The organism is Burkholderia sp. Bp9099, from assembly GCF_003857805.1.
Taxonomy (GTDB): domain Bacteria; phylum Pseudomonadota; class Gammaproteobacteria; order Burkholderiales; family Burkholderiaceae; genus Burkholderia.
Genome location: NZ_QTPU01000005.1, coordinates 233,381 through 258,755, shown reverse-complemented (window position 1 = coordinate 258,755; position 25,375 = coordinate 233,381). Strand labels below are relative to the sequence as shown.

General features: G+C 69.1%; 28 protein-coding genes and 1 tRNA gene. 14 read left to right on the top strand and 15 right to left on the bottom strand.

Going from position 1 to position 25,375, the window contains the following annotated elements; translation table 11 throughout:
- Positions 1–93 precede the first annotated feature (93 nt).
- On the bottom strand, positions 94–1,014 hold the full coding sequence (locus DIE17_RS07715) for a LysR family transcriptional regulator (protein WP_044846334.1): 921 nt from the start codon (positions 1,012–1,014) through the stop codon (positions 94–96).
- 97 nt (positions 1,015–1,111) lie between these two features.
- Here DIE17_RS07715 and DIE17_RS07710 point away from each other — a divergent pair, with 97 nt between their 5' ends.
- Positions 1,112–2,389 (top strand): MFS transporter, encoded by a 1,278-nt coding sequence (locus tag DIE17_RS07710; RefSeq protein ID WP_124520502.1) that lies wholly within the window; start codon positions 1,112–1,114, stop codon positions 2,387–2,389.
- Between the two features lie 82 nt (positions 2,390–2,471).
- Here DIE17_RS07710 and DIE17_RS07705 read toward each other — a convergent pair whose 3' ends face one another.
- Together DIE17_RS07705 and DIE17_RS07700 are read right to left on the bottom strand one after the other, a co-directional pair.
- Positions 2,472–3,107 carry a LysE family translocator gene (locus DIE17_RS07705; protein ID WP_044846336.1) on the bottom strand — a complete coding sequence of 212 codons (636 nt, stop codon included), beginning with the start codon at positions 3,105–3,107 and terminating at the stop codon, positions 2,472–2,474.
- Between the two features lie 71 nt (positions 3,108–3,178).
- The gene (locus tag DIE17_RS07700; RefSeq protein WP_260426303.1) at positions 3,179–4,219 is read right to left on the bottom strand and encodes an NAD(P)-dependent oxidoreductase; all 1,041 of its coding nucleotides are present in this window, start codon (positions 4,217–4,219) and stop codon (positions 3,179–3,181) included.
- Between DIE17_RS07700 and DIE17_RS07695 the strand changes: the two genes are divergently transcribed.
- On the top strand, positions 4,147–4,914 hold the full coding sequence (locus DIE17_RS07695; protein ID WP_124520500.1) for a Mut7-C RNAse domain-containing protein: 768 nt from the start codon (positions 4,147–4,149) through the stop codon (positions 4,912–4,914). The two genes, DIE17_RS07700 and DIE17_RS07695, sit on opposite strands and share 73 nt — an antisense overlap.
- A gap of 77 nt (positions 4,915–4,991) precedes the next feature.
- On the opposite strand, the gene DIE17_RS07690 is transcribed toward DIE17_RS07695, so the two are convergent.
- Entirely contained in the window at positions 4,992–5,225 is a 234-nt protein-coding gene (locus tag DIE17_RS07690; RefSeq protein ID WP_044846339.1) for a hypothetical protein, read from the bottom strand.
- Positions 5,226–5,594: 369 nt separating this feature from the next.
- Between DIE17_RS07690 and DIE17_RS07685 the strand changes: the two genes are divergently transcribed.
- Genes DIE17_RS07685 through DIE17_RS07670 form a run of 4 tightly spaced genes read left to right on the top strand, consistent with a single transcriptional unit; the run spans position 5,595 to position 9,861 of the window.
- Positions 5,595–6,800, top strand: coding sequence for an efflux RND transporter periplasmic adaptor subunit (locus tag DIE17_RS07685; protein WP_044846340.1), 1,206 nt, complete (start codon positions 5,595–5,597; stop codon positions 6,798–6,800).
- 10 nt (positions 6,801–6,810) lie between these two features.
- Positions 6,811–7,509 (top strand): ABC transporter ATP-binding protein, encoded by a 699-nt coding sequence (locus DIE17_RS07680; protein ID WP_124520499.1) that lies wholly within the window; start codon positions 6,811–6,813, stop codon positions 7,507–7,509.
- Positions 7,510–7,527: 18 nt separating this feature from the next.
- Positions 7,528–8,682: an ABC transporter permease gene (locus DIE17_RS07675; RefSeq protein ID WP_124520498.1), complete on the top strand. Its 1,155-nt coding sequence runs from the start codon at positions 7,528–7,530 to the stop codon at positions 8,680–8,682.
- Between the two features lie 12 nt (positions 8,683–8,694).
- Entirely contained in the window at positions 8,695–9,861 is a 1,167-nt protein-coding gene (locus DIE17_RS07670; RefSeq protein ID WP_124520497.1) for an ABC transporter permease, read from the top strand.
- Positions 9,862–9,874: 13 nt separating this feature from the next.
- On the opposite strand, the gene DIE17_RS07665 is transcribed toward DIE17_RS07670, so the two are convergent.
- From DIE17_RS07665 to DIE17_RS07655, 3 genes are all read right to left on the bottom strand, one after another.
- Complete coding sequence (locus DIE17_RS07665) at positions 9,875–11,212, bottom strand: carotenoid oxygenase family protein (protein ID WP_124489225.1); 1,338 nt, start codon at positions 11,210–11,212, stop codon at positions 9,875–9,877.
- 16 nt (positions 11,213–11,228) lie between these two features.
- Positions 11,229–11,855 (bottom strand): DUF2239 family protein, encoded by a 627-nt coding sequence (locus DIE17_RS07660; RefSeq protein ID WP_124520496.1) that lies wholly within the window; start codon positions 11,853–11,855, stop codon positions 11,229–11,231.
- A 125-nt stretch (positions 11,856–11,980) separates the two neighbouring features.
- The gene (locus DIE17_RS07655) at positions 11,981–12,712 is read right to left on the bottom strand and encodes a glutathione S-transferase family protein (RefSeq protein ID WP_124520495.1); all 732 of its coding nucleotides are present in this window, start codon (positions 12,710–12,712) and stop codon (positions 11,981–11,983) included.
- 38 nt (positions 12,713–12,750) lie between these two features.
- On the opposite strand from DIE17_RS07655, the gene DIE17_RS07650 reads away from it, so the two are divergent.
- The 3 genes from DIE17_RS07650 (at position 12,751) to DIE17_RS07640 (ending at position 16,772) form a co-directional block, all read left to right on the top strand.
- Positions 12,751–13,725 carry a LysR family transcriptional regulator gene (locus DIE17_RS07650; protein ID WP_124520494.1) on the top strand — a complete coding sequence of 325 codons (975 nt, stop codon included), beginning with the start codon at positions 12,751–12,753 and terminating at the stop codon, positions 13,723–13,725.
- A 246-nt stretch (positions 13,726–13,971) separates the two neighbouring features.
- The gene (locus DIE17_RS07645) at positions 13,972–15,312 is read left to right on the top strand and encodes an MFS transporter (RefSeq protein ID WP_124520493.1); all 1,341 of its coding nucleotides are present in this window, start codon (positions 13,972–13,974) and stop codon (positions 15,310–15,312) included.
- A gap of 62 nt (positions 15,313–15,374) precedes the next feature.
- Positions 15,375–16,772: an enolase C-terminal domain-like protein gene (locus tag DIE17_RS07640; RefSeq protein WP_124520492.1), complete on the top strand. Its 1,398-nt coding sequence runs from the start codon at positions 15,375–15,377 to the stop codon at positions 16,770–16,772.
- Between the two features lie 69 nt (positions 16,773–16,841).
- On the opposite strand, the gene DIE17_RS07635 is transcribed toward DIE17_RS07640, so the two are convergent.
- From DIE17_RS07635 to DIE17_RS07615, 5 genes are all read right to left on the bottom strand, one after another.
- Positions 16,842–16,917: transfer RNA gene (locus tag DIE17_RS07635), tRNA-Ala, on the bottom strand.
- A 65-nt stretch (positions 16,918–16,982) separates the two neighbouring features.
- Positions 16,983–17,342: a c-type cytochrome gene (locus DIE17_RS07630; protein WP_124486880.1), complete on the bottom strand. Its 360-nt coding sequence runs from the start codon at positions 17,340–17,342 to the stop codon at positions 16,983–16,985.
- Positions 17,339–18,136, bottom strand: coding sequence for a BON domain-containing protein (locus DIE17_RS07625; protein WP_124486879.1), 798 nt, complete (start codon positions 18,134–18,136; stop codon positions 17,339–17,341). The genes DIE17_RS07630 and DIE17_RS07625 overlap by 4 nt, the downstream gene beginning before the upstream one ends.
- A gap of 17 nt (positions 18,137–18,153) precedes the next feature.
- Positions 18,154–18,738, bottom strand: coding sequence for an SIS domain-containing protein (locus tag DIE17_RS07620; protein ID WP_124520491.1), 585 nt, complete (start codon positions 18,736–18,738; stop codon positions 18,154–18,156).
- A 127-nt stretch (positions 18,739–18,865) separates the two neighbouring features.
- Positions 18,866–19,294, bottom strand: a complete 429-nt coding sequence (locus tag DIE17_RS07615; RefSeq protein WP_124486891.1) for a YraN family protein — start codon at positions 19,292–19,294, stop codon at positions 18,866–18,868.
- A gap of 46 nt (positions 19,295–19,340) precedes the next feature.
- On the opposite strand from DIE17_RS07615, the gene rsmI reads away from it, so the two are divergent.
- Positions 19,341–20,219, top strand: a complete 879-nt coding sequence (rsmI, locus tag DIE17_RS07610; protein ID WP_124520490.1) for a 16S rRNA (cytidine(1402)-2'-O)-methyltransferase — start codon at positions 19,341–19,343, stop codon at positions 20,217–20,219.
- A gap of 95 nt (positions 20,220–20,314) precedes the next feature.
- Here rsmI and DIE17_RS07605 read toward each other — a convergent pair whose 3' ends face one another.
- Positions 20,315–20,926: a septal ring lytic transglycosylase RlpA family protein gene (locus tag DIE17_RS07605; protein ID WP_124520489.1), complete on the bottom strand. Its 612-nt coding sequence runs from the start codon at positions 20,924–20,926 to the stop codon at positions 20,315–20,317.
- On the opposite strand from DIE17_RS07605, the gene DIE17_RS37310 reads away from it, so the two are divergent.
- The 4 genes from DIE17_RS37310 (at position 20,841) to DIE17_RS07590 (ending at position 23,439) form a co-directional block, all read left to right on the top strand.
- Complete coding sequence (locus tag DIE17_RS37310) at positions 20,841–21,122, top strand: hypothetical protein (protein WP_185640971.1); 282 nt, start codon at positions 20,841–20,843, stop codon at positions 21,120–21,122. The two genes, DIE17_RS07605 and DIE17_RS37310, sit on opposite strands and share 86 nt — an antisense overlap.
- Before the next feature lie 466 nt (positions 21,123–21,588).
- A complete protein-coding gene (locus DIE17_RS07600) occupies positions 21,589–22,233 on the top strand; it encodes an MBL fold metallo-hydrolase (protein WP_044846354.1) in 645 nt (214 codons plus the stop codon).
- Positions 22,230–22,889 carry an exonuclease gene (locus DIE17_RS07595; RefSeq protein ID WP_044846355.1) on the top strand — a complete coding sequence of 220 codons (660 nt, stop codon included), beginning with the start codon at positions 22,230–22,232 and terminating at the stop codon, positions 22,887–22,889. Before DIE17_RS07600 ends, DIE17_RS07595 begins: the two co-directional genes overlap by 4 nt.
- 79 nt (positions 22,890–22,968) lie before the next feature.
- A complete protein-coding gene (locus tag DIE17_RS07590; protein ID WP_006477376.1) occupies positions 22,969–23,439 on the top strand; it encodes an Lrp/AsnC family transcriptional regulator in 471 nt (156 codons plus the stop codon).
- Between the two features lie 27 nt (positions 23,440–23,466).
- Here the strand turns inward: DIE17_RS07590 and DIE17_RS07585 are convergent, their stop codons facing one another.
- Positions 23,467–24,624 (bottom strand): cation diffusion facilitator family transporter, encoded by a 1,158-nt coding sequence (locus DIE17_RS07585; RefSeq protein ID WP_044846356.1) that lies wholly within the window; start codon positions 24,622–24,624, stop codon positions 23,467–23,469.
- Positions 24,625–24,862: 238 nt separating this feature from the next.
- Entirely contained in the window at positions 24,863–25,156 is a 294-nt protein-coding gene (locus DIE17_RS07580; protein WP_096508184.1) for an H-NS family nucleoid-associated regulatory protein, read from the bottom strand.
- Between the last annotated feature and the right edge of the window lie 219 nt (positions 25,157–25,375).

Here is a 25,375-nt window from a genome sequence, read left to right as displayed (position 1 = left end):
GGAGACAGGTGTAACTATAGCGAATCAATTTCTGCATTGCAACATTTCCGTAGAGAAAATAAGGATTTTCCCTCGACTGCGCACTCTAGATCGCTAGTTCGAATCCGACCCCTTCCCGTTCTCCCGGTCGAGCACCTCGCCCAGCGTGTCGCGCAGCAGCGCGACCGGCCGCGTCAGGCGGCCCGGCAGCGCGCCGTGCACGATCCACACGTTGATCCGCGTTTCCAGCCCCGCCGTTTCCACCACCCTCAGCGCATCGCGATGCTTGCTGCGCGCCAGTGCGTTCGGCGACGCGATCCCGATGCCGGCACCGCGCGCGACGAGCGACAGCTGCAGCTCCGAGCCGAACGCCTCGACCGCGACGTCGAACGGCAGCCCCGCGGCGCCGAGCGCACGGCTCAGTGCCGAACGCATCCCGCAGCCGTCCTGGCTCAGCACCCACGGAAAACCCGATAGCACGTCGAGCGACAGCGGACCGGCCGGCAGCGGGAAATCGCGCGCGGCGACCAGCACCGTCGGCTGCGTGCCGAGCGGCGTGGCCGTCAGCGTATCGGGCAGCGCCGCGCTGGCCGGCACCATGACCGCCGCGACATCGAGCGTGCCGCGCTCGATGCCCTGCACGAGCGCCGGCGACCAGCCAGCCGTCACGCGCAGGGTCAGCCGCGGAAACGCGTCGCGCAGCCGGTCGATCGGCCGCTCGAGCGCCAGCTCGGACAGGAACGGCGGCACGCCGATGCGCAGTTCGCCCGACGGCTCGCTGTCGGGCGCGCCGGCCGCCATCAAAGCGTCGACCGCCCCCAGCACGTTGCGCGCGAGCGCATAGACGTCGCGCCCGGCGGCGGTCGGCTTCAGTGGCTTGCTCTGCCGCTCGAGCAGTGGCATGCCCAACAGCGTCTCGAGGTTCTGCACGCGTCGCGTGAGGCCCGGCTGCGTGAGATGGAGCTTCGCCGCGGCCGCGACCATCGACCCGCTGTCGACCACCGCGACGAACGCCTGGAGATCACGCGTATTCAAATCAAACTCGCATAATCATGTTAGACATATTTCAATTGTCGCATAAACATCCGGCACCTACGATGGGGATTCCTTCGCTCGACGCTCCAGGCTTCCGATGAACTGCCCTGCCGACTCCTGCCCCGCCCCCGGCCGCGCCGCGCGCGGTGCCCCGCCCGTGCTGAGCACGGGCATGACGCTCTTCTTCGCCGCGACGGTCGGCGTGATCGTGATGGACCTGTTCGCCGCGCAACCGTTGACGGGCCCGATCAGCGCCGACCTGCACCTGCCGCCCGGTCTCGCGGGCCTCGTCGCGATGCTGCCGCAACTCGGCTACGCAGCCGGCCTCGTGCTGCTCGTGCCGCTCGTCGACCTGCTCGAGAACCGCCGGTTGATCGTCGCGACACTCGTCGCGTGCGCGGCCGCGCTCGCGCTGCCGGCGTTCACGCGGTCCGGCACCGTCTTCCTGCTCGCGACGCTGGCCGCCGGCGCCGCGTCGAGCGTGATCCAGATGCTGGTGCCGATGGCCGCGTCGATGGCGCCCGAAGCGCAGCGCGGCCGCGCGGTCGGCAACGTGATGAGCGGGCTGATGCTCGGCATCCTGCTGTCACGGCCGCTCGCCAGCCTGATCGCGGGCACGGCCGGCTGGCGCGCGTTCTACGCGCTGGCCGCGCTCGCGAACGCGGCGATCGCGGCAGTGCTCGCGCTGCGCTTGCCGCCGCGCGTGCCGCCGGCTTCGGCCGGCTATCGCGCGCTGCTCGCGTCGATGGGCCGGCTGCTGGCCGACGAAGCGGTGCTGCGCCGGCATGCGCTATCGGCCGCGCTCGCGATGGCCGCATTCAGCGCGTTCTGGACCGCCGTCGGGTTGCGGCTTGCGCAGCCGCCGTTCGGCCTCGACCTGCACGGCATCGCGCTGTTCGCGTTCGCCGGCGCGAGCGGCGCGATCGTCACGCCGCTGGCCGGCCATGCCGGCGATCGCGGCCACGGCCCGGCCGCGCAGCGCATCGCGCACGTGACGATGCTCGCGGCGCTCACCGTGCTCGGCATCGCCGGCGCCGGCTGGTTCGGCTTCGATGCGCACGCGCATCGCGGCGTCGCGCTGGCGCTGCTGGCCGGCGGCGCGGCGCTGCTCGACGCGGGCGTGATCGTCGACCAGACGATCGGCCGCCGGGAAATCAACCTGCTGAACCCGGCCGCACGCGGGCGGCTGAACGGGCTGTTCGTCGGGTTGTTCTTCGTCGGCGGCGCGCTCGGCGCGGCGCTGGCGGGCAGCGCATGGGCGTGGGGCGGGTGGAGCGCCGTGTGCGGCGTCGGCTTCGCGTTCGCGGGCGCGGCCGCGGCGTTCGGCTTGTCGGGCGGGCGCCGGAGCGGCACCGCGGCGTGGCCGCGCGCGTAACGCGGGCCCGGATATGAAAACGCCCCGCCCTCTGACGAGGCGCGGGGCGCCCGACGGGCCGCGTGGGCCGCGCAGGCCGAAATTAGTGACGGACCAGCGCCATCATCGCGCCGAAGCCGACGAAGATACCGCCCGTCAGCCGGTTGAACACCTTCGCGACGCTCTGGCTCTTCAGCGTCGCGCCGATGCGCGTGCCGAACGACGCGTAGACGAGATACCAGCTGACCTCGATCACCGCGAACGTGACGACGAGGATGCAGAACTGCGGCAGCGTCGGCTCGGCTGCATTGATGAACTGTGGCAGCAGCGCGGCCGCGAACAGGATCGCCTTCGGGTTGCTGCCCGCGACCAGGAAACCGTTGCGGAACAGCGCCCAGCGTGATGCCGACGCGCCTTGCGAAACCGCATCGACGTCCGCGGCCGGCGCGTCGTCGACGCGTGCGCGCCACGCCTTCACGCCGAGATAGATCAGGTAGGCGGCGCCCGCGAAGCGCAACGCATCGAACGTCGCCGGCCACGCCTCGAGCACCGCCCCGAGCCCCGCCGCGGACACCGCGAGCATCAGCACCAGCGCGCTCAGGCAGCCGGCCATCGTCGACGCCGAGCGGCGCAGCCCATGCTGCGCGCCGTGCGTCATCACGAGCAGCATGTTCGGACCGGGAATCGCCGACACGACGAACACCGTCGCCACGAAAAGCCACCACGTATGCAGGTTCATGACCGCCCCGACCGAAAGAGAATTGAAATGTCGATTATGCCGTGCGCGCGACGTTTTTGTCCCGCGTCGGCTCAGCGGCCCGCGCGGCGCAGCGCGACTTCGCCGAGCACCGCGAAGTCCTGTTCGCCGCCGCCGTGCGCGAGCGCATCGAGCAGGCTGTCGCGCACGACGCTCGCCACCGGCAGCGGCACCGACGCCGCGTCGCCGGCCTCCAGCGCGAGCCGCACGTCCTTCAGCCCGAGGCGCGCCTTGAAGCGCGCGGGTTCGTAGCTGCGCTCGGCGATCATCCCGCCGTAGCCTGCGTAGACCGGCCCCGGGAACACGCTGTTCGTGACCACGTCGAGGAAATCGCGCATCGCGACGCCGTGCGCGCCGAGCAGCGCGGACGCCTCGCCGAGCGTCTCGATCGCCGACGCGAGCGTGAAATTCGCCGCGATCTTCGCGACGTTCGCATGCTGCGGCAGCGAGCCGAACCGCCAGGTCTTCTGGCCGATCGCGTCGAACAGCGGCTGCACGCGGTCGATCGCCTCGGCCGGGCCGCCGGCCATGATCGTCAGCCGCGCGGCGGCTGCGACGTCCGGGCGCCCCATCACGGGCGCGGCGACGTACTCGAGGCCGCGCGACGCATGCGCGTGCGCGAGCGACTCGGCGAGCGCGACCGACACCGTCGCCATGTTCACGTGGATCAGGCCGCGCGGCGCCTGCGCGAGCAGCGCGTCGTCGAATACTTCGCGCGCGGCCGCGTCGTCGGCGAGCATCGAGAACACGGCATCGCCGCGAAACGCATCGGCCGGCGTCGCGACGATCTGCGCGCCCAGCGCGGCGAGCGGCTCGGCGCGCTCGCGCGACCGGTTCCAGACCCGCAGGGCGTGCCCCGCCTTCAGCAGGTTCGTCGCAATCGCCTGCCCCATTTCGCCCAGCCCGATAAATCCGAGATCCATTTCCCCGCTCCTTCGACCCGTGAAGCGGGGAGTTAAACACAGATGGCGGCGGCCTGCAGCCCCCGGCGACCGGCCGTGCGCGGTGCGATACTGCGCCAATGGCGACCGCGACCTTCCGCTTCCACGGCGAACTGAACGCGTTTCTCGCGCGCGAGCAGCGCGAGTGCGCATTCGCGCACGCGTTTGCGCGCGACGCGACGGTCAAGCACGCGGTCGAGGCGCTCGGCGTCCCGCATACGGAAATCGGCCGGCTCTGCGTGAACGGCGCACCGGCCGCCCTCGACCGGCCGCTCGGCGACGGCGACCGCGTCGACATCCATCCGGAGCGCGCGCAGCCGGCGGCCGCCTCGCCGCTGCCGCAACCGGACCGCTGGCGCTTCGTCGCCGACGCGCATCTCGGCGGCCTCGCGCAGCTGCTGCGCCTCGCCGGCTTCGACACCTGCTACGACAACCACTACCGCGACGACGAACTCGCGGCGCTCGCCGCGCGCGAAGGCCGGATCGTGCTGACCCGCGACCGCGAGCTGCTGAAGCGCCGCGCGGTCGTGCGCGGCTGCTACCTGCATGCGCAGCAGCCGGACGCGCAGCTGCGCGAGCTGTTCGCGCGGCTCGATCTCGCGCCGCACATGCGGCCGTTCCGGCTGTGCCTGCGCTGCAACGCGCCGCTGCACGCGCTCGATGCGGCGGACGCCGCGCCGCGCGTGCCGCCGGGCGTGCGCCAGCGGCACCGGCGCTTTGCCGCGTGCGACGTGTGCCGGCGCGTGTTCTGGGAAGGGTCGCACTGGCGGCGCATGCGCGCGGTGGTCGATGCGATGCGCGCGCCGCCGCCCGATGCCCTCGACGTCGCGGACGTGGCGGACGCCTGAAAAAACAAAACCCCGCAGGCCGGAGCGTGCGGGGTTTCGCGACAGGGAGCCGGCAGCGCCGGCCCGGTGAAGCGTGCTTAGTTCTGCGTGCCTGCGTCGTTCGTGCCGGCGGCCGAAGCGGCTGCAGCCTTCGCCTTGCCCTTGGCCGAACCGTGTTGCTTCAGCTGGTGCTTCGGCTTGCTGTGATCCTTCTTGGCCGGTGCCGGTGCAGCGGCCGACGTGTCGGCTGCCGGCGCCGACGCCTGTGCGAATGCCGAAACCGATGCGAGAGCGAATGCTGCGGTCATGATCGAAGCGAGCGTCTTCTTCATTGTTCTTCCTTTAGCGGAGAAAAAGTCAAACGTACCGGTAAGAGATGCGAGGCATCCGCATCGGAACATCAGTCGCGCCGGGCTCCCGGTCGCCACCGGACGGGTCGGCTCTCGCCTTTCCGCCTCGGCAAATACTGACGCACAGGCTCCATAACGCATCGCCCGCGCGGCGAGTTGACATGCAGCTTGCATCGTTCGGGTTTCCCCGGGGGGCACGGGTTTCGCGCCCGCGCGACGCGCCGCCGGGACCTGCGTCAATCGTCCGACAAACCGGCTCTCGCGCCCGTCGCGCCGACGCTATACTGGCCACCTTCCGTCCCAACCGGACGCGGCCGGTCACGAGACCGCCGCCGTCGCAAGGCGCCCAAATTGCCCGATCACAATCTGGACAAACTGAAAATCGACCGGCGTCCGATCGCACCCGCGCCACGCCGGCGCCGGTGGGTCCGCTACGCGGTCGCCGCCGCGCTCGTCATCGTCGCGATCGTCGCCGCGCTGGCGCTCACCGGCCGGCCGACGGTCGACACGACCTCCGTCACGTCCGCCTACCCGTACCAGAACGACACCCAGCTCAACGCGACCGGCTACGTCGTGCCGCAGCGCAAGGCGGCGGTCGCGTCGAAGGGCCAGGGTCGCGTCGAGTGGCTCGGCGTGCTCGAGGGCACGCGCGTGAAGAAGGACGAGATCATCGCGCGGCTCGAAAGCCGCGACGTGCAGGCGTCGCTGGCACAGGCACGCGCGCAGGCGCAGGTCTCCCGTGCGAACCTCGGCGTCGCGCAGGCAGAGCTGAAGGATGCGGAGATCGCGCTGCGCCGCACCGCCGCGCTCGCGCCGAAGGGCGCGGTGCCGGCCGCGCAGCTCGACATCGACACGGCCCGCGTGAACAAGGCACGCGCGTCGGTCAACAGCGACGAAGCCGCGATCGCGTCCGCCGAAGCCAATGCGCAGGCCGCGCAGGTCGCGGTCGACCAGACGGTGATCCGCGCGCCGTTCGACGGGATCGTGCTCGCGAAGCACGCGAACGTCGGCGACAACATCACGCCGTTCTCGTCCGCGTCGGACAGCAAGGGCGCGGTCGTGACGATCGCCGACATGGACACGCTCGAGGTCGAGGCCGACGTCGCCGAATCGAACATCGCGAAGATCCGCGCGGAGCAGCCGTGCGAGATCCAACTCGACGCGCTGCCCGACATGCGCTTCGCGGGCCGCGTGTCGCGCATCGTGCCGACCGTCGACCGCTCGAAGGCGACCGTGCTGGTGAAGGTGCGTTTCGTCGACCGCGACGAGCGCGTGCTGCCCGACATGAGCGCGAAGATCGCGTTCCTGTCGAAGCCGGCGTCGCCGCAGGACCGGCAGCCGGTGACGGCCGTGCAGGCGAGCGCGGTGGTCGAGCGCGACGGCCGCCCGGTCGTGTTCGTCGTGAAGGACGACACGGTGCGTGCGACGGCGGTGACCCGAGGCGCGCGGATCGGCGAACTCGTCGCGATCCGCGGCGTGAAGCCCGGCGATACGGTCGTGCTCGCGCCGGGCGCGAAGCTGAAGGACGGCGCGAAAGTCGCCGTCGCGAAGAAGTAGCGTGGCGCGCGTGAACGACGCCTCGCCGCCCCTCGTCGAGATCAGCCACGTCGCGAAGTCGTACCGGCGCGGCAACCAGGTCGTGCCGGTGCTGACCGACATCACGCTCGACATCGGCGCAGGCGACTTCGTCGCGCTGATGGGGCCGTCGGGTTCCGGCAAGAGCACGCTGCTCAATCTCGTCGCCGGCATCGACCGGCCCGACAGCGGCGAGCTGCGCGTGGGCGGCCTCGACATCTCGCGGCTGGAGGAAGCGCAACTGGCCGAATGGCGCGCGGCGAACGTCGGCTTCATCTTCCAGTTCTACAACCTGATGCCGGTGCTCACCGCGTTCGAGAACGTCGAGCTGCCGCTGATGCTCACGCACCTGTCGCGCCGCGAACGGCGCGAGCGCGTCGAGCTGGTGCTCGACATGGTGAATCTCGGCGACCGGACCAGCCATTACCCGTCCGAGCTGTCGGGCGGCCAGCAGCAGCGCGTCGCGATCGCGCGCGCGCTGATCACCGACCCGGTGCTGATCGTCGCCGACGAGCCGACCGGCGACCTCGATCGCGCGTCGGCCACCGACGTGCTCGCGATGCTGCAGCGGATGAACGCGGAGCTCGGCAAGACGATCATCATGGTGACCCACGATGCGCACGCGGCTGCCGCCGCGCAGTCGCTCGTGCATCTGGAGAAAGGAGAGTTGATCGATGGGCACGCCGTCTGACGGACGGGAGCGCGCACGATGATGGTGTTCAAGCTGATCGCGCGCAACGCGCTGCGGCACCGGCTGCGCACGCTGCTGACCGTGCTCGGGCTGACCATCGCGGTGCTGGCGTTCGGGCTGCTGCACACCGTCGTCGACGCGTGGTACGCGGGCGCGGCCGCCGCGTCGAGCGGCCGGCTCGTCACGCGCAACGCGATCTCGCTCGTGTTCCCGCTGCCGGTCAGCTACGAGAACCGGATCCGCGGCGTCGACGGCGTGACGGCCGTGGTCCGCTCGAACTGGTTCGGCGGCATCTACCGCGACCCGAAAAACTTCTTCGCGAGCTTCGCGGTATCGGAAAACTACCTCGACCTGTATCCGGAATTCATCCTCCCGGCGCAGCAGCGCGCCGACTACGTCCGCGACCGCCGCGGCTGCCTCGTCGGGCGTCAGCTCGCGACGCAGTTCGGCTTCAAGGTCGGCGACGTGATTCCGCTGAAGGGCACGATCTACCCGGGCACGTGGGATTTCGTCGTGCGCGGCATTCTCGACGGCCGCGACGACTCGACGATCACGCGCCAGCTGGTGTTCCACTGGGACTACCTGAACGAGACGGTGCGCAAGCGCACGCCGAAGCAGGCCGACCAGGTCGGCGTGTTCGTGCTCGGCGTCGCGCACCCGGACGACGGCGCCGCGATCGCGCGCAACGTCGACGCGGTGTTCAGGAACTCGCTCGCCGAAACGCTGACCGAGACCGAACAGGCGTTCCAGCTCGGCTTCGTTGCGATGTCGAACCAGATCATCGCGGCGATCCGCGTCGTGTCGTACGTGGTGATCCTGATCATCATGGCCGTGATGGCGAACGCGATGGCGATGAGCGCGCGCGAACGCACCGCCGAATATGCGACGCTGAAGGCGCTCGGCTTCGGCCCCGGTTTTCTCGCGCTGCTCATGTTCGGCGAATCGGTCGTGATCGCGGTGGTCGGCGGCGGGCTCGGGATGCTCGCGACGCCGCCGGCCGCGAGCCTCTTCAAGCAGGCCGCGGGCGGCATCTTTCCGGTGTTCAGGGTGTCGGACGGGACGATGGCGCTGCAGGCCGCGTGCTCGATCGCGGTCGGCTTCGCGGCCGCGCTGGTGCCGGCGTGGCAGGCGGCACGCGTGCGCGTGGTCGAAGGCCTGCGGGCGATCGGCTAGAGGCACGCATCGATGGCCATTCCGCTCACCTACATCGCGCGCAACCTGTGGACCCGGCGGCTCACCACCGCGCTCACCGCGGGCGGGATGGCGCTGGTGATCTTCGTGTTCGCGACCGTGCAGATGCTCGACGCGGGGCTCACGCAGACGCTCGTGTCGACCGGCGAACCCGACAACGTCGTGGTGATCCGCAAGGGCGCGGAAACCGAGATCCAGAGCGCGATCGACCACCAGCAGGCCAACGCGCTCGAGATGCATCCGGCCGTCGCGCTCGGCCCCGACGGCCGGCCGCAGGTGTCGAAGGAAGCCGTCGTGCTGATCTCGCTCGTGAAGACGTCGACCGGCAAGCCGTCCAACGTCGTGATCCGCGGCGTGTCGCCGGCCGGCCTCGCGCTGCGCCCGCGCGTGAAGCTGGTCGCGGGCCGCACGTTCGCGCCGGGCTCGTCGGAGATCGTCGTCGGCAGCGCGATCGCGAGAGGCTTCAGCGGCACGCAGCTCGGCGACCGCCTGCATTTCGCGCAGCGCGACTGGACCGTCGTCGGCATCTTCGACGCGGGCGGCAGCGGCTTCGATTCGGAGATCTGGGGCGACGTCGACCAGCTGATGCAGTCGTTCCGGCGCACCAGCTATTCGTCGATGGTGCTGCGCATCCCGAGCGCCGACGGTTTCGCGCGCTTCAAGGCCGACATCGACGTTGACCCGCGCCTCACCGACGAAGCGAAGCGCGAGCAGACGTTTTACGGCGACCAGTCGAAGGCGCTGTCGACCTTCATCAACATCCTCGGCATCACGCTGTCGACGATCTTCTCGATCGCCGCGATGATCGGCGCGATGATCACGATGTATGCATCGGTCGCGAACCGCACCGCCGAGATCGGCACGCTGCGCGCGCTCGGCTTCAAGCGCATGAACGTGCTCGCCGCGTTCCTGCTGGAGGCGCTGCTGCTCGGCTTCGTCGGCGGCGTCGCGGGGCTCGCGTGCGCGTCGCTGATGGAGTTCGCGTCGTTCTCGACGACCAACTTCCAGACTTTCTCCGACCTGTCGTTCCGTTTCGTGCTGACGCCCGCGATCGTCGTGAAGACGCTGCTGTTCTCGCTCGTAATGGGGCTCGTCGGCGGGTTCCTGCCGGCGATGCGCGCCGCGCGGCTGAGCATCGTCGACGCGCTGCGCGCGCAGTGACGCGTGCGGCCGCTCACGCGCGGCGCTCGCTCGGCACCCACGCGCCGTGGAACCCGGCCGGCACGCGGCGCGGCAGGTGCACGGTCGCGACCGGCGCCGCGTCGATCGCGCGCGCATCGAGGATCACGACGTCGCTCGTATCCGTCGCCGCGCGGTAGACCACCACCAGCAGCCAGCCATCGTCCTCGTCGGTGCCGCCCGGGCGCGGCACGAACACCGGCTCGCCATTCTGGTCGCCGGCCGGCACCGCGTAACGCGTCGTCGTGCCGCGCATGTGATCGAAGCGCATCACGCCGCGCATCTCGGTGTGGTTCGGCTGCTCGGCCGCATACAGGTAACGGTAGCGGCGCCCGGTCCGGCTTTCGTTGATGCGCGGCAGCTCGATGCCGCCATCGGCGAGCGGCCCCTCGTCGACCAGCCCGTTCGCGGTATCGATCACGTAGCGCCACAGTTCGCCGACCGGGTTGTCGGCGAACCGGCCGGTGCGCGCGTCGAGCCGCAGGAACCACGGATAGCGCACCGCATCGAGCACGATGCACGACGCATCGCAGTCGTACGCGTTCACCACGTGCTGGACGAAGCACGGCTCGATCCCGAACCAGCGCACGTCGCCGCCGTGGCGCGGCATCACGCCGATCCGCGCGTCGCGGTCGTCGTGCCAGCGCAGCGGCATCCGGTGCCCGTGCTTCAGCATCGCGAAGTCGTAACCCACGTTCAGGTCGAGCAGCAGGCTGCGGGTCTCGGTGATCGCGAGGTCGTGCATCATCGACGGCGCGCGCACGTCGACCGTGAGGTCGACGCGCTGCACGCCCTGCGCGTCCGCGACACCGTAGCGCAGCCACGGCGCGCGCCAGTCCGCGCGAAACAGGATCAGTTCGCCGGTCACCGGATCGACCTTCGGATGCGCGGTCATCGCGCCGCCGAACGCCGCGTGCCGCGCGGGCGCACCGAGCGTGTCGAGCGCGGCCGTGATCGCGAGCGGCGCGCCGCCTTCGGCCAGCGCGAGCAATTCGCCCGCGTGCTGCAGCACGTTCACGTTCGGATTCGTGTCGGGCAGATGCGGCGCCTGCTCCGGTGCGTGAACATCGGCCCAGCGGCGCGTGCGGGCCCAGCGGTTCCGGTAACCCGCGGCGCGGCCGCGTTCGAACGCGATCGCGTGCAGCATCGCCGCTTCCGGCCACCACGACAGCACGTCGTTGCCTTCGAAACGGCCGCCCGGCGGATTCGGGCCGTTGCGCAGCAGCGTGCCGTCGAGTTCGGGCGGGATCGTGCCGGTCACGCGCAGGTCGACGAGGTCGGCTTCGTCGGCGACCGGCGCGATCGCGCCGCGGTTCAGATCGAACGTCGTCATCGCGTCGTGTGCTCCTTCAGCAGTCTTCGGTCGACGGCGGCAGATCGCCGCGCGCCAGTGCGAGCGCATGGTCGCGCACGTCGTCCGGCCAGCCGGCGACCCGCTCGGCCAGCCGCGCGAGGTCGTTCGCGTACAGCGCGCGCGCGGCCTCCTCGAAACCGGGCAGGTCGCCCGCGATCGCGGACATGAAGTGATAGGCGCGTGCCTGCGCGTCGCGGCGCCGGTCGGCCGCCGCATGCGTGCGCCGCGCGTCCTCGACGAGCTTGCGCAGCGCGACGGACGCGCCGCCCGGCTGCGCGGCGAGCCACTCCCAGTGACGCGGCAGCAACGTGACCTCGCGCGAGACGACGCCGAGCTTCGGACGGCCGCGGCCGCGTTGTTCGCCCGCCCCGCCTCCCTCCGCGGCGGGCGCGGATGCATCGCCCGGCGCTGCCGCGTAACGCGCGCGGATATCGTCCGCCGTGCCGCGCAGGTCGAGGTCGATCGAGCGGCCGGTCGCGTCGTCGAAGATCACGATCGTGCCGGACATGGCGTCGCCGGCCGCCTGCCGGACCGCGACCGCCACCGTCGCGAGCGGGCCCGACGCGACGCGCCGGTGGCCGTCGAACGCCGTGTAGGAAGGGAGAAGTGTGGAGAGCGTCATCGTGGTCGCCCGTGGGCAGAAATCGGAATGACGCTATTTTTATCCGGGTATAAATTGAATGTCAATATCACCCGGGTAAAAATTTGCCGACGCCGTACGCGTCGGGTGAGCGCGCTGTCCGGTCTTCAGGGCGTCGCGGCCGGCATCGCGGTCATGCGTGCGCGGGCGAGCGCATCGTCGAGCGACACGTGTCCTTCGAATGCCGACGACACCGGTAGCGGCCGGTTTTCCTCGATCGCGTGAGCGAACTGCACGCCGGCGTCGTCGGCGAGCCGTGCGCGCAGCGCGGCGACGTGCGGAAACGCATCCTGCTCGAACACCGCGTGATAGTCGGCCCAGCGGGCGATTCCCGCGAAATACGCGTCGGCCAGCGTGCGTTGCGCGCCGAGCAGCCACGGACCGTCGCCGCGCTCGAGCAGCGCTTCGAGGTGACGGTGCGCCTTCAGCACCTTGCCGCGACCGTATGCCTGCAGCACGGTTTTCTCGGCGCCTTCGGCGCCGTGTTCGTACACGTACCAGAGCGCACCGAACGCGCTGAAGAACGTCGTGTTCAACCACGCGAGCATGCGGTTCAGACGGTCGAAATCCGCGCTGCCCTGGCGGAACGCGAGGCCGCTATCGAGCGCCTGTGCGCCGACATGGCCGAGGATCGCGACGCTTTCGGTCAGCACGTCGCCGTTCGCGGTCACGAACGCCGGTGTCTCGGCGGCGGGGTTCAGCGCGAGGAACGCGTCGCTCGTCACGAGGCCCGGCATCGTGATGCGCGACAGCCGGTAAGGCCGGCCTGCCCATTCGAGCGCCACGATCGAGCCGAACGAGCAACCGGCGGGAATGCCGTAGAGAAGGATCGGAGACATGGGGATTTCGCAGAAGTTGATCGAGCAATCATGCTCCCATGACGAACGATCGCGCAGTAGCCGCTAGAATCGAAACCCGTCGTTTCTCCTGGTGGACGCTGACAGTGAATCTGAACGATCTCTACCTCTTCGTACAGGCGGTCGACGCGGGCAGCATGTCGGCGGCCGCACGTCGGCTCGATCTGCCGAAATCGACGGTCAGCAAGCGCGTGGCCGAGCTCGAGCGCACGCTCGGCGCACGACTCGTGCATCGCACGTCGCGCAGCTTCCGGCTGACGCCGGTTGGCGCCGAATTCTTCGAGCATGCGCGCGCGGCGGTGATCGAGGCCGAAAGCGCGCGCGACGCCGTGCTGCGGCAGGTGGCCGAACCGGCCGGCGTCGTGCGGATCACGAGTTCGGTGCCGGTGGCGCAGCACATCCTCGCGCCATGCCTGCCGGCGCTGGCGATCGCGCACCCGAAGCTGCTGCTGCAGATTCATGCGAGCGACCGGCTCGTCGACATCGCGCAGGAAGGCTTCGACATCGCGGTCCGCAGTCATTTCGCGCCGCTCCCCGATTCCGCACTCGTGCAACGGCCGCTGGCCACGTCGCCGATCGTCGCCGTTGCGTCGCCGGCATATCTCGCGCGTGCCGGCACACCGGACGCACCGGCCGACCTCGCGCGGCACGACGGGCTTCATCCGGGTCCTCAGCCATGGCGGCTGCAGCGCGCCGGCGACACCGTCGACGTCGCCCCGCGCATCCGGATGCAGGCGGACGAGTCGACGCTGCTGCTGCAGGCCGCGACGGCCGGCCTCGGGATCGCATGCCTGCCCGACTGGATCGCCGGCGCCGCGCTCGCGTCGGGCGCGCTCGTGCGCGTGCTGCCCGGCTGGCGGGCCGGCACCGTCACGACCACACTGCTGATGCCGCACCGGCGCGGCCAGTTGCCTGGCGTGCGCGCCGCGGTCGAGTTTCTCGCGGAACACGTCGCGGCCCACCACGGCGCCGGCCCGGACGACGCGCACGCGTGAACGGGCCTTCCGCCGAATCGCGCCCACAATTCGCGCCCGCCTCCAATCGATTCAATTCCTGAATCGATCAAGTCAGTAATTGGCATGAAAGCGCATATTTCGCCGTGACAGAATGATCCGGACGCCGTGCCCCCGGGCATCGGCGTCCGGCGTCCGGCCTCCGGCCGGCAACACCACCACGAAAAAACGCGCGCACCCGACGCGCAGCCGCACGACGGCACCTTCCGCCCTTCGGAGGAGACACTGATGAATCCGCTTCACGCATTGCCGGCGTCCGCGTCGGCAACGGCCCGGCGCACCCGCGTGCGCTGGCTCGTGCTGACCGTGCTGTTCGCGGTCACGACGATCAACTACGCGGATCGCGCGGCGATCGCGATCGCGGGCCCGGCGCTGGCCCGCGCGCTGCACCTGAGCCACGTGCAGATGGGCTTCATCTTCTCGGCGTTCGGCTGGTCGTACGTGATCGCGCAACTGCCGGGCGGCTGGCTGCTCGACCGCTTCGGGTCGCGCATCGTCTATGCGTTCAGCATCTTCTTCTGGTCGCTGTTCACGCTGCTGCAGGGCGGCATCGGCTTCTTCGGCGGCGCAGCCGCGTTCGCGCTGCTGTTCGGATTGCGCTTCCTGGTCGGCGCGGCCGAGGCGCCGTCGTTCCCGGCCAACAGCCGGATCGTGTCCACCTGGTTCCCGGCCGCGGAGCGCGGCACCGCGTCGGCGATCTTCAATGCCGCGCAATACGCGGCGACCGTCGTGTTCGCGCCGCTGATGGGCTGGCTCGTGCACGCGTACGGCTGGCAGTCGGTGTTCGCGGTGATGGGCGTGCTCGGCTTCGCGTTCGTGCTGGTGTGGAACCGCACGATGTACGACCCGAAGGCGCACCCGCGTATCAACGATGCGGAGCTCGACTACCTCGCCGAAGGCGGCGCGCTCGTCAACATCGACCAGGCGACCGGCGCGCGCGACGGCGGGCCGTCGATGCGTCACGTGAAGGCGCTGCTGAGGAACCGGATGCTCGTCGGCGTGTACGTCGCGCAGTACTGCATCAACGCGCTCACCTACTTCTTCATCACGTGGTTCCCCGTCTATCTCGTGCAGGCGCGCGGGATGTCGATCCTCAACGCGGGGCTCGTCGCGTCGATCCCGGCCGTGTGCGGCTTCCTCGGCGGGATTCTCGGCGGCATCGTGTCCGACGCGCTGCTCAAACAGGGCCAGTCGCTGTCGGTCGCGCGCAAGGTGCCGATCGTGACCGGCATGCTGCTGTCGATGTCGATGATCGTCTGCAACTACACCGACTCGCACGTGCTGGTCGTGCTGTTCATGGCGCTGTCGTTCTTCGGCAAGGGGCTCGGCGCGCTCGGCTGGGCCGTCAACGCCGACACCGCGCCGCGCCAGATCGCCGGCCTGAGCGGCGCGCTGCTCAACACGTGCGGCAATCTTTCCAGCATCACCACGCCGATCGCGATCGGCTATATCGTCGACCGCAGCGGCTCGTTCAACGGCGCGCTGGTGTACGTCGTCGCGCACGCGCTGGTCGCCGTGATCTGCTACCTGTTCGTCGTCGGCGAGATCCGCCGCGTCGAGCTGAACTGAACGGCGCGGGCCGCGCCGGCGGGTCCGGCGGCCCGTGCATCACCGGAACCAGGAGCGAACCGATGTCCGAATCCCGCCGTGCCGGCACGCCGCGCGTCACGCGCATGCAGGTGATCCCCGTCGCCGGCCGCGACAGCATGCTGCTGAACCTGTGCGGCGCGCACGCGCCGTATTTCACGCGCAACCTCGTGATCCTCGACGACAGCAGCGGCCACACGGGCGTCGGCGAAGTGCCCGGCGGCGAAGGCATCCGCCAGGCGCTCGAGCGGATGACCGGCCTCGTGGTCGGCCAGTCGATCGGGCGTTACCAGGCGACGCTCAACGCGGTGCGCGCGGCGTTGTCCGGCGCCGGTGCGACGGCCGGCCGGACGATCCGGCACGAGGTGACGTCGGCCGGCGAGGCGGCCGTGCTGCGCCAGCCGCACGAGATCAACCTGCGACTCGACAACGTGATCACCGCGATCGAGGCCGCGCTGCTGGACCTGCTCGGCCAGCATCTCGACGTGCCGGTCGCGGCGCTGCTCGGCGAAGGCCAGCAGCGCGACGCGGTGCCGATGCTCGCGTACCTGTTCTACATCGGCGAGCGGCGCCGCACCGACCTGCCGTATCGCGACGAGACGCACGCCGCCGATCCGTGGTTCCGGTTGCGCAACGAAGCCGCGCTCACGCCGGCCGCGATCGCGCGGCAGGCCGAGGCCGCGGTCGAGCGCTACGGCTTCGCCGATTTCAAGCTGAAGGGCGGCGTGATGGCCGGCGCGGACGAAATGGAAGCGATCGCGGCGATCAAGGCGCGCTTTCCCGACGCGCGCGCGACGCTCGACCCGAACGGCGCGTGGTCGCTCGACGAAGCGGTCGCGCTGTGTCGCGGGCAAGGTCATCTGCTCGCGTACGCGGAGGACCCGTGCGGGCCGGAAGCCGGTTATTCGGGCCGCGAGGTGATGGCCGAGTTCCGGCGCGCGACCGGCATTCCGACCGCGACCAACATGATCGCGACCGACTGGCGGCAGATGGATCATGCGGTGCGGCTGCAGGCGGTCGACATCCCGCTCGCCGATCCGCACTTCTGGACGATGCAGGGCTCGGTGCGGCTCGCGCAGCTGTGCCGCGACTGGGGGCTCACGTGGGGTTCGCACTCGAACAACCACTTCGACGTGTCGCTGGCGATGTTCACGCACGCGGCCGCGGCGGCGCCCGGCACGATCACCGCGATCGACACGCACTGGATCTGGCAGGAAGGCGACGCGCGGCTCACGCGCGAGCCGCTCGAGATCGTCGGCGGCCAGGTGGCCGTGCCGGAGCGGCCGGGGCTCGGGATCGAGCTCGACATGGCGCAGGTCGAGGCCGCGCATGCGCTGTATCGCGAGGTCGGCGGCACGGCGCGCGACGATGCGATGGCGATGCGGTATCTGGTGCCGGGCTGGACGTACGATCCGAAGCGGCCGAGTTTCGGGCGGGGGTGACGGCGGCGGAGCGGGACACGCGGAAAAACAAAAGGGCCCGGTCTTGCGACCGGGCCCTTCGGAATCCGTTGGTGGAGCGGAGGAGGATCGAACTCCCGACCTTCGCATTGCGAACGCGACGCTCTCCCAGCTGAGCTACCGCCCCAACAGACGACCATCATACACATGCATTTCCGCGCTTGGCAATAGGGGTTCCGTCACCCCGGCGCGTCACTTCGACGGCGCGCCGGCCAGCACCCATTCGACCACGGAGCGCAGATCCGCGTCGCTCATGCGCGGGTGTGCCGGCATCGGAATCGCGCCCCACACGCCGGAGCCGCCGTCCTTCACCTTCTTCGACAGCTTCGCGACGGCCTGCGGATCGGACTTGTAGCGCGCGGCGATGTCCTTGAACGACGGACCGACGAGCTTGCGGTCCACTGCGTGGCAGCCCATGCAAGCATTGCCGCGCGCGACCTTCAGGCCGTCGCCGACGTCCGCATGCGCCGTGCCGAGCGCGCCGGCCGCGAGCGCGGCCGCCGCGGCGCCCTGCACCATCCATTGCTTCAACTTCATCTGCGTCGACTTCATTGCGGCGTGGCCTTCGGGTTACCCGGATGCACGCTCGACGAATTCGAGATCGGCGCCGGCGGTTGCAGCGGCGTGGACTGGACCGACGCATCGGGCACGGCACCGACCGTCGCGGCATCCGCGGGCGCGGCGGCGGGCTGCGCGCCGGATGCCCCGCTCGGCGACGCGGCCTGCAATGCCTGCGCGTCCTGCGGCTGGATGTACTGGAACACCTTCACGACCTTCTCGACGCCCGGCACCTGGCTCGCCGCATCAGCGCCGCGATTGCCTTCGTCGACCGTCACGAGGCCCATCAGATAGATGTTGCCGCGCTCGCTGACGACCTTGTAGTAGTTCGCCGACAGCCCCTTCGTCGCGATGAACTCGGACTTCACGCGTCCTTCGAGATACGAGTCGTTCGCGCGCGACGACAGCGACGATGCCGGCTCGACCGACAGCTCGTTGACGATGCCGTTCACGTTGTTGATGCCGCGCACGATTTCCTCGGCGCGCTGCTTCGATGCGTCGTTCGGCACTTCGCCCGTCAGCAGCACGCGGCGGTTGAACACCGTCACGTTCACGTGCGACTGGTCCGGCAGCCCGTTGTTGATCTGCGTGAGCGACTTGACCTGGATCTCGCGATCCTCGGTCTGCGCGCCGAGCGTGCGGCGATCGGTCGCGATCAGCGCGCCGCCGCCGGCCGCCGCACCCAGCACGCCGAGCACGCAACCCTGCAGCGACATCGCGAGGCCCGCCGTCAGCGCGGCGAGCAACGTGGTTCTGACGAGCGTCTGTTTGACGCGGCTTTGGTTCATCGACGGCTCTCCTTCGTTCAATCCTCACCCAGCAGCATCGCGTCGATGCCGTCGCACAGGCAGTGGATGGTCAGCAGATGGACTTCATGGACGCGCGCCGCGCGCGAGGCGGGCACGCTGATCGGAATATCGGTATCGGACAGCGCGGCCGCGACGGCTTGGCCGTCGCCACCCGTCAGCGCGACGACGGTCATCTCGCGCTCGTGCGCCTCGTCGATCGCGGCCAGCACGCGCGGCGACGCACCGCTCGCGTCGAGCACCAGCAGGATGTCGCCGGTCTGCCCGAGCACGCGCACCTGCTGCGCGAACAGCTGGTCGACGGCGGATGCCCCCATGAGGCCGCCCTGCGACGCATCGGTGGCCAGCGCGATCGCGGGCAGGCCCGGACGCTCGCGCTCGAAGCCGCCGACGAGCGACACGGCGAGGTAGTGCGCGGCGGCAGCCGACGGGCCGTCGCCGCACGCGACGATCTTGTTGCCGTTCGCCAGCGCGGCGAACATCGCATCGACCGCGGCTGCGATCGGCAGCGACAGCGCGTCGGCCGCTTCGGCGTGTAGCGCGGCGCTGTCACGGAAATGTTGCTGAATACGTTCGACTGACATCGATTCCTGGTGAACTGGGCGCGTGGGCACACCGCGCGCAACGTCATGGGTGCGGCGAGTTTACCGCACTCCGGCACCCTCTCCGGGGGTATGACGAGAACTCTTTACATCTCGTCACAGCTCGCGGCTACGCATCGTCGGCACGAAATGCATCGCGCAGCCACTCGAGCCGGCCGGCCTCGAACGCGACGACGTCGAAACGGCACGCGGCACCCGCGCCATGCCGCACCCAGAAATGAAGCGCGGCCGCGACCAGACGCCGCCGCTTGCGCCAGCCGATGCTCGCGGCCGCGCCGCCGTGCCGCGTGCTGCGCCGCGCGCGCACCTCGACGAACACGAGCGTGCCGTCGGGCGTGCGCATCACGAGGTCGAGTTCGCCGCCGCGCATCGTCACGTTCGCCGCGACGAACGCGAGACCGCGGCGCTCCAGGAACTGCCGCGCGCGCTGCTCGAACGTCGCGCCAACCGACCTGGATCGTGTCGTGCCGGAAAAATTGCCGCCGCCGCGCGGCAAACCGCGCTCGCCGCCCGGCGCGGCAGGCGCCGCGTGGCACAATGCCGTCCTTGTTCCGCTTGCGCCGCGATTGCGCGCATTGCCTGCCATGACTGCCCTCCTCGAACTCGCGCAAACACAGCACTACCCGGACGCCGCGCTCTACGTGGTCGCGACGCCGATCGGCAACACCGCCGACATCACGCTGCGCGCGCTGCACGTGCTCGGCCTCGCCGACCGCATCGCGGCCGAAGACACCCGCAACACGGGCCAGCTGCTGGCCCGCTACGGGATCTCGAAACCACTCGTCGCCGTGCACGAGCACAACGAACGCGAAGCCGCGCTGCGCGTGATCGAGCTGCTGCGCGCCGGCGAACGCGTCGCGTACGTGTCGGACGCCGGCACGCCCGGCATTTCGGACCCGGGCGCGCGGCTCGTCGACGCCGTGCGCGCGGCCGGCTTCGCGGTGATTCCGCTGCCGGGCGCGAGCGCGGCCGTGACCGCGCTGAGCGTGGCGGGCGACTGGGCCGGCACGTTCACGTTCGCGGGCTTCCTGCCGCCGAAGGCGAAGCAGCGTGCGAGCGCGCTGCAGGCGCTCGTGCGGCACCCGTACGCGCTGGTCTTCTACGAAGCGCCGCACCGGATCGCGGACACCGTCGCCGCCCTCGCCGACGTGTTCGGCCCCGCGCGCCGGCTGCTGATTGCGCGCGAGCTCACCAAGCTACACGAGCAGCTGTTCCAGGGCACCCTGGCCGAAGGACAGAGCTGGCTCGACGGCGATGCGAACCGGCAGCGCGGCGAGTTCGTGCTGGTCGTGGAAGGCGCGCCGGCCGACGGCGGCGAAGCCGACGACACCGCGCACGACGCGCTGCTCAAGCTGCTGCTGGAAGAAGTGCCGGTGAAGAGCGCGGCGAAGCTCGCGGCCGCGTTGACGGGCGCGTCGCGCAACGCGCTGTATGCGCGCGCGCTGGTGCTGAAGGAAGGCTGACGCGCGAGCACGGACGGCCTCCGCCGCCCGGCACGCGGAAATGCAAAAGGGCTGCCCGAAGGCAGCCCTTTTGCGTAGGCGGACGAACCGCCGCGTTACCTCGCCGAGACCGACGCCAACATTTCGTCGCGTGCCTCGCGCGCTTCCTGCGGCGACAGCCCTTCGATCTTCACGCGGCCCGTGCCGGCGTGCACGAGGCCGATCATCCGGGCAGCGGCATACGACAGGTCGAGCACGCGGCCGCGCTTGTACGGCCCGCGATCGTTGACCTTCACGACGACCCACTTGCCGGTCGACGCGTTCGTCACCCTGATGTACGACGACAGCGGCAGCGTACGATGCGCGGCGGTCAGCGCGTTCATGTTGAAGCGCTCGCCGTTCGCGGTGCGGCGGCCGTGGAAATCCCGGCCATACCACGATGCCCGGCCCGTCTGGCGGAACTCGGACACATCCTTGCCGTCGATCGGCTCGGCATCCGCCAGCGACGACCTCTTCGCGTCCTTGCTGTCGGCAGCCGGCATCGATGCCAGCGCGGAATCGAAATTCAGTTGCTGCTTGTCGTCATCCGCTTTCGCGGCCGCGGCCGTCTTGTTGACCGCGTTCTTCTGGTTGGCGCTGCCGGTGGTCTGGCTGGATGGCACCGCACAGCCCGTCAGCGCAAAAAATAAAGCAATGGTCCCGAATCGAGTCGGAAATCGAAAATTCATCGACGTGTCGCCTTCTGGTTCGGGCCGCACCAGTACAACGCTGCTGAACAACGCAGATATGCGGCCCGGACGGCAAATGCGTGCACGCCCCGCTCGGCTACGCGAGCAGGCGGCTAGCATGGGCGCGGCTTTCGTCTATGCCGCAACCGTCCTGATTAGTTTTCACGTCTGGCGCAACCTGTCCCCGGCAGCCTGACCAGACCCCACATGCCGCCATCGAACATGGCTTTCAGGTTCGCGCGCGTCGCGTACAGCCAACGCACAGGAACGGCGGCACAGGCCTCATCCGGCGGCGCGGCAGCAGGGCCGCAGACGGGCGCGCAGCACCCGGCCGGACAAGACGTGAGCACCGAATGCTCGGTGCTGGATACACCGCCGGACTCCCCGGCGGTCGATGCTTGACGGTGAATCCGACACCCCGTTTAACGGGGTCGAAACACCAGCGAATTGCGTGAAATTCACGCGCAATGGGGCGCATTATACATAAACCAAAAGCCTGTCTCGAAAAGGCCCCCGTCCGGACCATTGATTCTCGCTATGGCTGTAACAATCGGGATGCTCCGGGATTGCCCGCACGAGCGGCGTCCGACACCGCACCGCAGGGCCGGCATGCCGCGCGCGCGACCGGTACAATCGCTCCTTTTAGCCGCCGCGGTGCCTCCATGAAAGTCACGCTCATTCCGGTCACGCCGTTCCAGCAGAACTGCTCGCTGCTCGTCTGCGAAAAGACCGGCCGCGCCGCCGTCGTCGATCCGGGCGGCGATCTCGAACGGATCGAACAGGAGATCGCGCGGCAGAACGTGCAGGTCGAGAAGGTGCTGCTCACGCACGGCCACGTCGATCACTGCGCGGGCGCGAAGGCACTCGCGACGCACTACGGCGTGCCGATCGTGGGACCGCAGGAAGACGAGCGCTTCTGGATCGAGCAACTGCCGATGCAGAGCCAGCGCTTCGGCTTCCCGGCCGCCGAAACGTTCGAGCCGGACCACTGGCTGAACGACGGCGACACCGTGCAGTTCGGCGACGAGACGCTCGAGGTCTATCACTGCCCCGGCCACACGCCCGGCCACGTCGTGTTCTTCAGCCGCGCGCATCGCGTCGCGATCGTCGGCGACGTGCTGTTCGCCGGCTCGATCGGCCGCACCGATTTCCCGCGCGGCAACCACGCGGACCTCGTGCGCTCGATCAAGGAGAAGCTGTGGCCGCTGGGCGACGACGTCACGTTCGTGCCGGGCCACGGCCCGGTGTCGACCTTCGGCGACGAGCGCCGCACGAATCCGTTCGTGTCCGACAAGGTGTTCGGATGAACCAGACCGCCATCCCCGAAATCTACGTCAGCACCGACGTCGAGGCCGACGGGCCGATTCCCGGCCCGCACTCGATGCTGAGCTTCGCGTCGGCCGCCTATACGGAGGACAAGCAGCTGATCGCGACGTTCTCCGCGAACCTCGAGACGCTGCCCGGCGCGCAGGCCCATCCGGTGCAGGAAGCGTGGTGGAAGACGGAGCCGCAAGCGTGGGCCGCGTGTCGGCGCGACCTGCAGGCGCCGGCGGCCGCGCTCGTCGCGTACGTCGAATGGGTCGAGGCGCTGCCCGGCAAGCCGGTGTTCGTCGCGATGCCGGCCGGCTTCGATTTCACGTTCATGTTCTGGTACATGATGCACTTCGCCGGACGCTGCCCGTTCTCGTGGTCGGCGCTCGACATCAAGACGCTCGCGTTCGCGATGACGGGCCTGCCGTACCGCAAGGCGATCAAGCCGCGCTTTCCGAAGCACTGGTTCGACGATCATCCGCACACGCACGTCGCGCTCGACGACGCGATCGAGCAAGGCGCGCTGTTCTGCAACATGCTCGCCGACCTGCGCCGCCAGCAAGCCGCGCTCGCGGGCCTCGCGGTGGCCGACACCGACCGGTCGGAACAGGCGGGAGCGGGACAAAACCCAACGGATCCGCGGGCAAATTAGCGAATCTCGCTCAACGGCGCGCCGCCAGATTGCCTTTCCTTTCCCGGGCCTCTAACATTCAGCGTGTTGTAGCTGCCGCATGGAGGCGCAGGTGACGCTCGATTCCTTTTCGCAAAAAATCCTTCGCCTGTTGCAGCTCGACGCGCGCCGTTCCGTGCAGGAAATCTCCGACCAGGTCGGCCTGTCGAGTACGCCGTGCTGGCGCCGCATCAAGGACATGGAACAGTCCGGCGTGATCCAGCGCTACACCGCGCTGCTCGATCGCGAGAAGCTCGGCCTGCACGTCTGTGCGCTCGCGCACGTGCACCTGACCCGCCACAACGAAGGCGGCGTCGAACAGTTCGAGCGCGAGATCGCGACCTGCCCGGAAGTCACCGAGTGCTACAGCACGACGGGCGAAGCCGATTACATCCTCAAGATCGTCGCCCCCGACATCAAGGCCTACGACGTCTTCCTGCACGAAAGGATCTTCAAGATCCCGGCCGTGTCGCAGGTGCGCACGAGCGTCGTGCTGCGCGAAATCAAGTTCGACACGCAACTGCCGCTGTAACGCGCGGCTCGCGGTCGCGGGCGCCGCTCACGCCTGCGCCGGCAGCCCGCGCGTGAAGCCGATCCGGCGCGCGCCGAACTGGCGCTTCAGCGCGTCGACATCGAGCCGGCCGGCCAGCGCCGCGTCGGTATCGCCCGCGCCTGCGTCGAGCGTCACGTCGATCTCGAGCCCCGTACTCAGGTAGTGCAGGTTGATCGCGGCCGGATGCAGCCCGCGCTGCGCGAGCGCGGCCTCGAGCCGCGCCGCAATCTCGGCGCGCGGCGGCAGCGCGAGCGCCGGACGGCGCGCCACATCGTTCTCGGGGTCGACGTGGATCAGCGCGTCGAGCACGCGCGGGTCGCGCAGCACGCGCGCTCGTGCGGTTTCCGCGATGTAATGCCCTTCGGAGACGGAGATCATCGGATCGACGAGGATGTGCGCGTCGACGAGCGCCGCATCGCCCATCTTGCGCGTGCGCAGGTCGTGCACGTCGCGCACGCCCGGCGTCGCGGCGAGCAGCGCGCGGATCTCGGCCGTGTCGGTAGTGTCGAGTGCGCGATCCGACAGGTCCTGCAGCGCGTCATAGCCGAACGTCCAGCCCATGCGCGCGACCATGAAGCCGACGATCGCGGCGGCGATCGGGTCGAGCAGCCGCACGCCGGCGAGACTGCCGACGATGCCGATCGCGACGACGAGCGACGATGCGGCGTCCGAGCGCGCATGCCATGCGTTCGCGACGAGCATCGCCGAACGCACGCGCCGCGCCTCGCGCAGCATGTAGCGGAACAGCGCCTCTTTCGACACGAGCACCGTGAGCGCGACGATCAGCGCGGAAAAATGGACGGCCGGAATGTTTTCGAGATTCACGAGACGGTTGCCGGCGCGCCAGAGCATGCCGATGCCGACCGCGATCAGGATCGCGCCGAGAAACAGCGACGCGACGGTCTCGTAGCGGCTGTGTCCGTAATTGTGATCGGCATCCGGCGATGCGCCGCTATGGCGATTCGCAACCAGTACGACAAAATCCGAGATCAAATCGGAAATCGAATGGATACCATCGGCAATCAATGCCTGCGAATGCGCAACCACGCCGACGACGATCTGAAACGTCGCAAGCACCACATTCAGCACGATACTGACGAGGGTGCTCTTGCGCGCGACCGCGTGCTTATCTGCGCTTTGTGCGTCGTCGGAAAACGTGGACATGAAATACGAGATATCGGTTGGGACACGTAATTCTACCAAACGACCCTCGCGGGGCATTCCGATAACCCCAAATTTTCCATTTAAATCAACCGCTTATGCGAACGGGTCGCATTTTCATTCACGCGCCGTTTCTGACATTTTCATGACAGAACGCATACATTCCGATCCCACGATACAAAAAAGCCGCGCTCCTGCACGGATACGCGGCTCTTTTCGAGGCAATGATTTAAACAGTCGTTTAAATCGAGAACTGTTCGCGGTCCTTGCCGGCGATCCAGCGCGGCGGCTTGCCACGGCCCGACCACGTCGCGCCCGTTTCCGGATCGCGGTACTTCGCTGCCACGCCTGCGCGCGGACGACCGACCTTGCCTGCCTTCGCGCGGCTGAGGCCGAGTTCGGCGAGCGAAAAGCCGTAGTCGGCAATTTTCTGCTTCACGTCATTCAGCACTTCGGCGTATTCGCGCGACTTCGCTTCTTCGATTTGCTTCTCCAGCTTCTCCCGCTGGGCCAGCAGGTCCTTGTAAGAAGACATAGTTTCCCTTTCGATATGACCAATGGCGCCGATCTGCTGCCGGCTCACCATTCATGAAATATTTGTGCCTCGGATTTTGAAGGCAGAGATTAGCACAAAAAAGATTTGATAGAAGCAGGATTCACGAAAATCCCGAGACCAATTGTAATTCACGCATGTCATTTTGACCGGCCACGGCCTTTTCTCAAATTTTTACGCGCTTGCATAGAGATTAGGACA

What these genes read in the sequence shown, in the direction of transcription:
- DIE17_RS07710 (WP_124520502.1), top strand. Translation starts at nt 1,112, where the DNA reads ATGAACTGCCCTGCCGACTCCTGCCCCGCCCCCGGCCGCGCCGCGCGC.
- DIE17_RS07705 (WP_044846336.1), bottom strand. Translation starts at nt 3,107, where the DNA reads ATGAACCTGCATACGTGGTGGCTTTTCGTGGCGACGGTGTTCGTCGTG.
- DIE17_RS07695 (WP_124520500.1), top strand. Translation starts at nt 4,147, where the DNA reads ATGGCGACCGCGACCTTCCGCTTCCACGGCGAACTGAACGCGTTTCTC.
- DIE17_RS07700 (WP_260426303.1), bottom strand. Translation starts at nt 4,219, where the DNA reads ATGCGCACTCGCGCTGCTCGCGCGCGAGAAACGCGTTCAGTTCGCCGT.
- DIE17_RS07690 (WP_044846339.1), bottom strand. Translation starts at nt 5,225, where the DNA reads ATGAAGAAGACGCTCGCTTCGATCATGACCGCAGCATTCGCTCTCGCA.
- DIE17_RS07675 (WP_124520498.1), top strand. Translation starts at nt 7,528, where the DNA reads ATGATGGTGTTCAAGCTGATCGCGCGCAACGCGCTGCGGCACCGGCTG.
- DIE17_RS07670 (WP_124520497.1), top strand. Translation starts at nt 8,695, where the DNA reads ATGGCCATTCCGCTCACCTACATCGCGCGCAACCTGTGGACCCGGCGG.
- DIE17_RS07665 (WP_124489225.1), bottom strand. Translation starts at nt 11,212, where the DNA reads ATGACGACGTTCGATCTGAACCGCGGCGCGATCGCGCCGGTCGCCGAC.
- DIE17_RS07660 (WP_124520496.1), bottom strand. Translation starts at nt 11,855, where the DNA reads ATGACGCTCTCCACACTTCTCCCTTCCTACACGGCGTTCGACGGCCAC.
- DIE17_RS07655 (WP_124520495.1), bottom strand. Translation starts at nt 12,712, where the DNA reads ATGTCTCCGATCCTTCTCTACGGCATTCCCGCCGGTTGCTCGTTCGGC.
- DIE17_RS07650 (WP_124520494.1), top strand. Translation starts at nt 12,751, where the DNA reads ATGACGAACGATCGCGCAGTAGCCGCTAGAATCGAAACCCGTCGTTTC.
- DIE17_RS07645 (WP_124520493.1), top strand. Translation starts at nt 13,972, where the DNA reads ATGAATCCGCTTCACGCATTGCCGGCGTCCGCGTCGGCAACGGCCCGG.
- DIE17_RS07640 (WP_124520492.1), top strand. Translation starts at nt 15,375, where the DNA reads ATGTCCGAATCCCGCCGTGCCGGCACGCCGCGCGTCACGCGCATGCAG.
- DIE17_RS07630 (WP_124486880.1), bottom strand. Translation starts at nt 17,342, where the DNA reads ATGAAGTCGACGCAGATGAAGTTGAAGCAATGGATGGTGCAGGGCGCC.
- DIE17_RS07625 (WP_124486879.1), bottom strand. Translation starts at nt 18,136, where the DNA reads ATGAACCAAAGCCGCGTCAAACAGACGCTCGTCAGAACCACGTTGCTC.
- DIE17_RS07620 (WP_124520491.1), bottom strand. Translation starts at nt 18,738, where the DNA reads ATGTCAGTCGAACGTATTCAGCAACATTTCCGTGACAGCGCCGCGCTA.
- rsmI (WP_124520490.1), top strand. Translation starts at nt 19,341, where the DNA reads ATGACTGCCCTCCTCGAACTCGCGCAAACACAGCACTACCCGGACGCC.
- DIE17_RS07605 (WP_124520489.1), bottom strand. Translation starts at nt 20,926, where the DNA reads ATGAATTTTCGATTTCCGACTCGATTCGGGACCATTGCTTTATTTTTT.
- DIE17_RS07600 (WP_044846354.1), top strand. Translation starts at nt 21,589, where the DNA reads ATGAAAGTCACGCTCATTCCGGTCACGCCGTTCCAGCAGAACTGCTCG.
- DIE17_RS07595 (WP_044846355.1), top strand. Translation starts at nt 22,230, where the DNA reads ATGAACCAGACCGCCATCCCCGAAATCTACGTCAGCACCGACGTCGAG.
- DIE17_RS07590 (WP_006477376.1), top strand. Translation starts at nt 22,969, where the DNA reads ATGGAGGCGCAGGTGACGCTCGATTCCTTTTCGCAAAAAATCCTTCGC.
- DIE17_RS07585 (WP_044846356.1), bottom strand. Translation starts at nt 24,624, where the DNA reads ATGTCCACGTTTTCCGACGACGCACAAAGCGCAGATAAGCACGCGGTC.
- DIE17_RS07580 (WP_096508184.1), bottom strand. Translation starts at nt 25,156, where the DNA reads ATGTCTTCTTACAAGGACCTGCTGGCCCAGCGGGAGAAGCTGGAGAAG.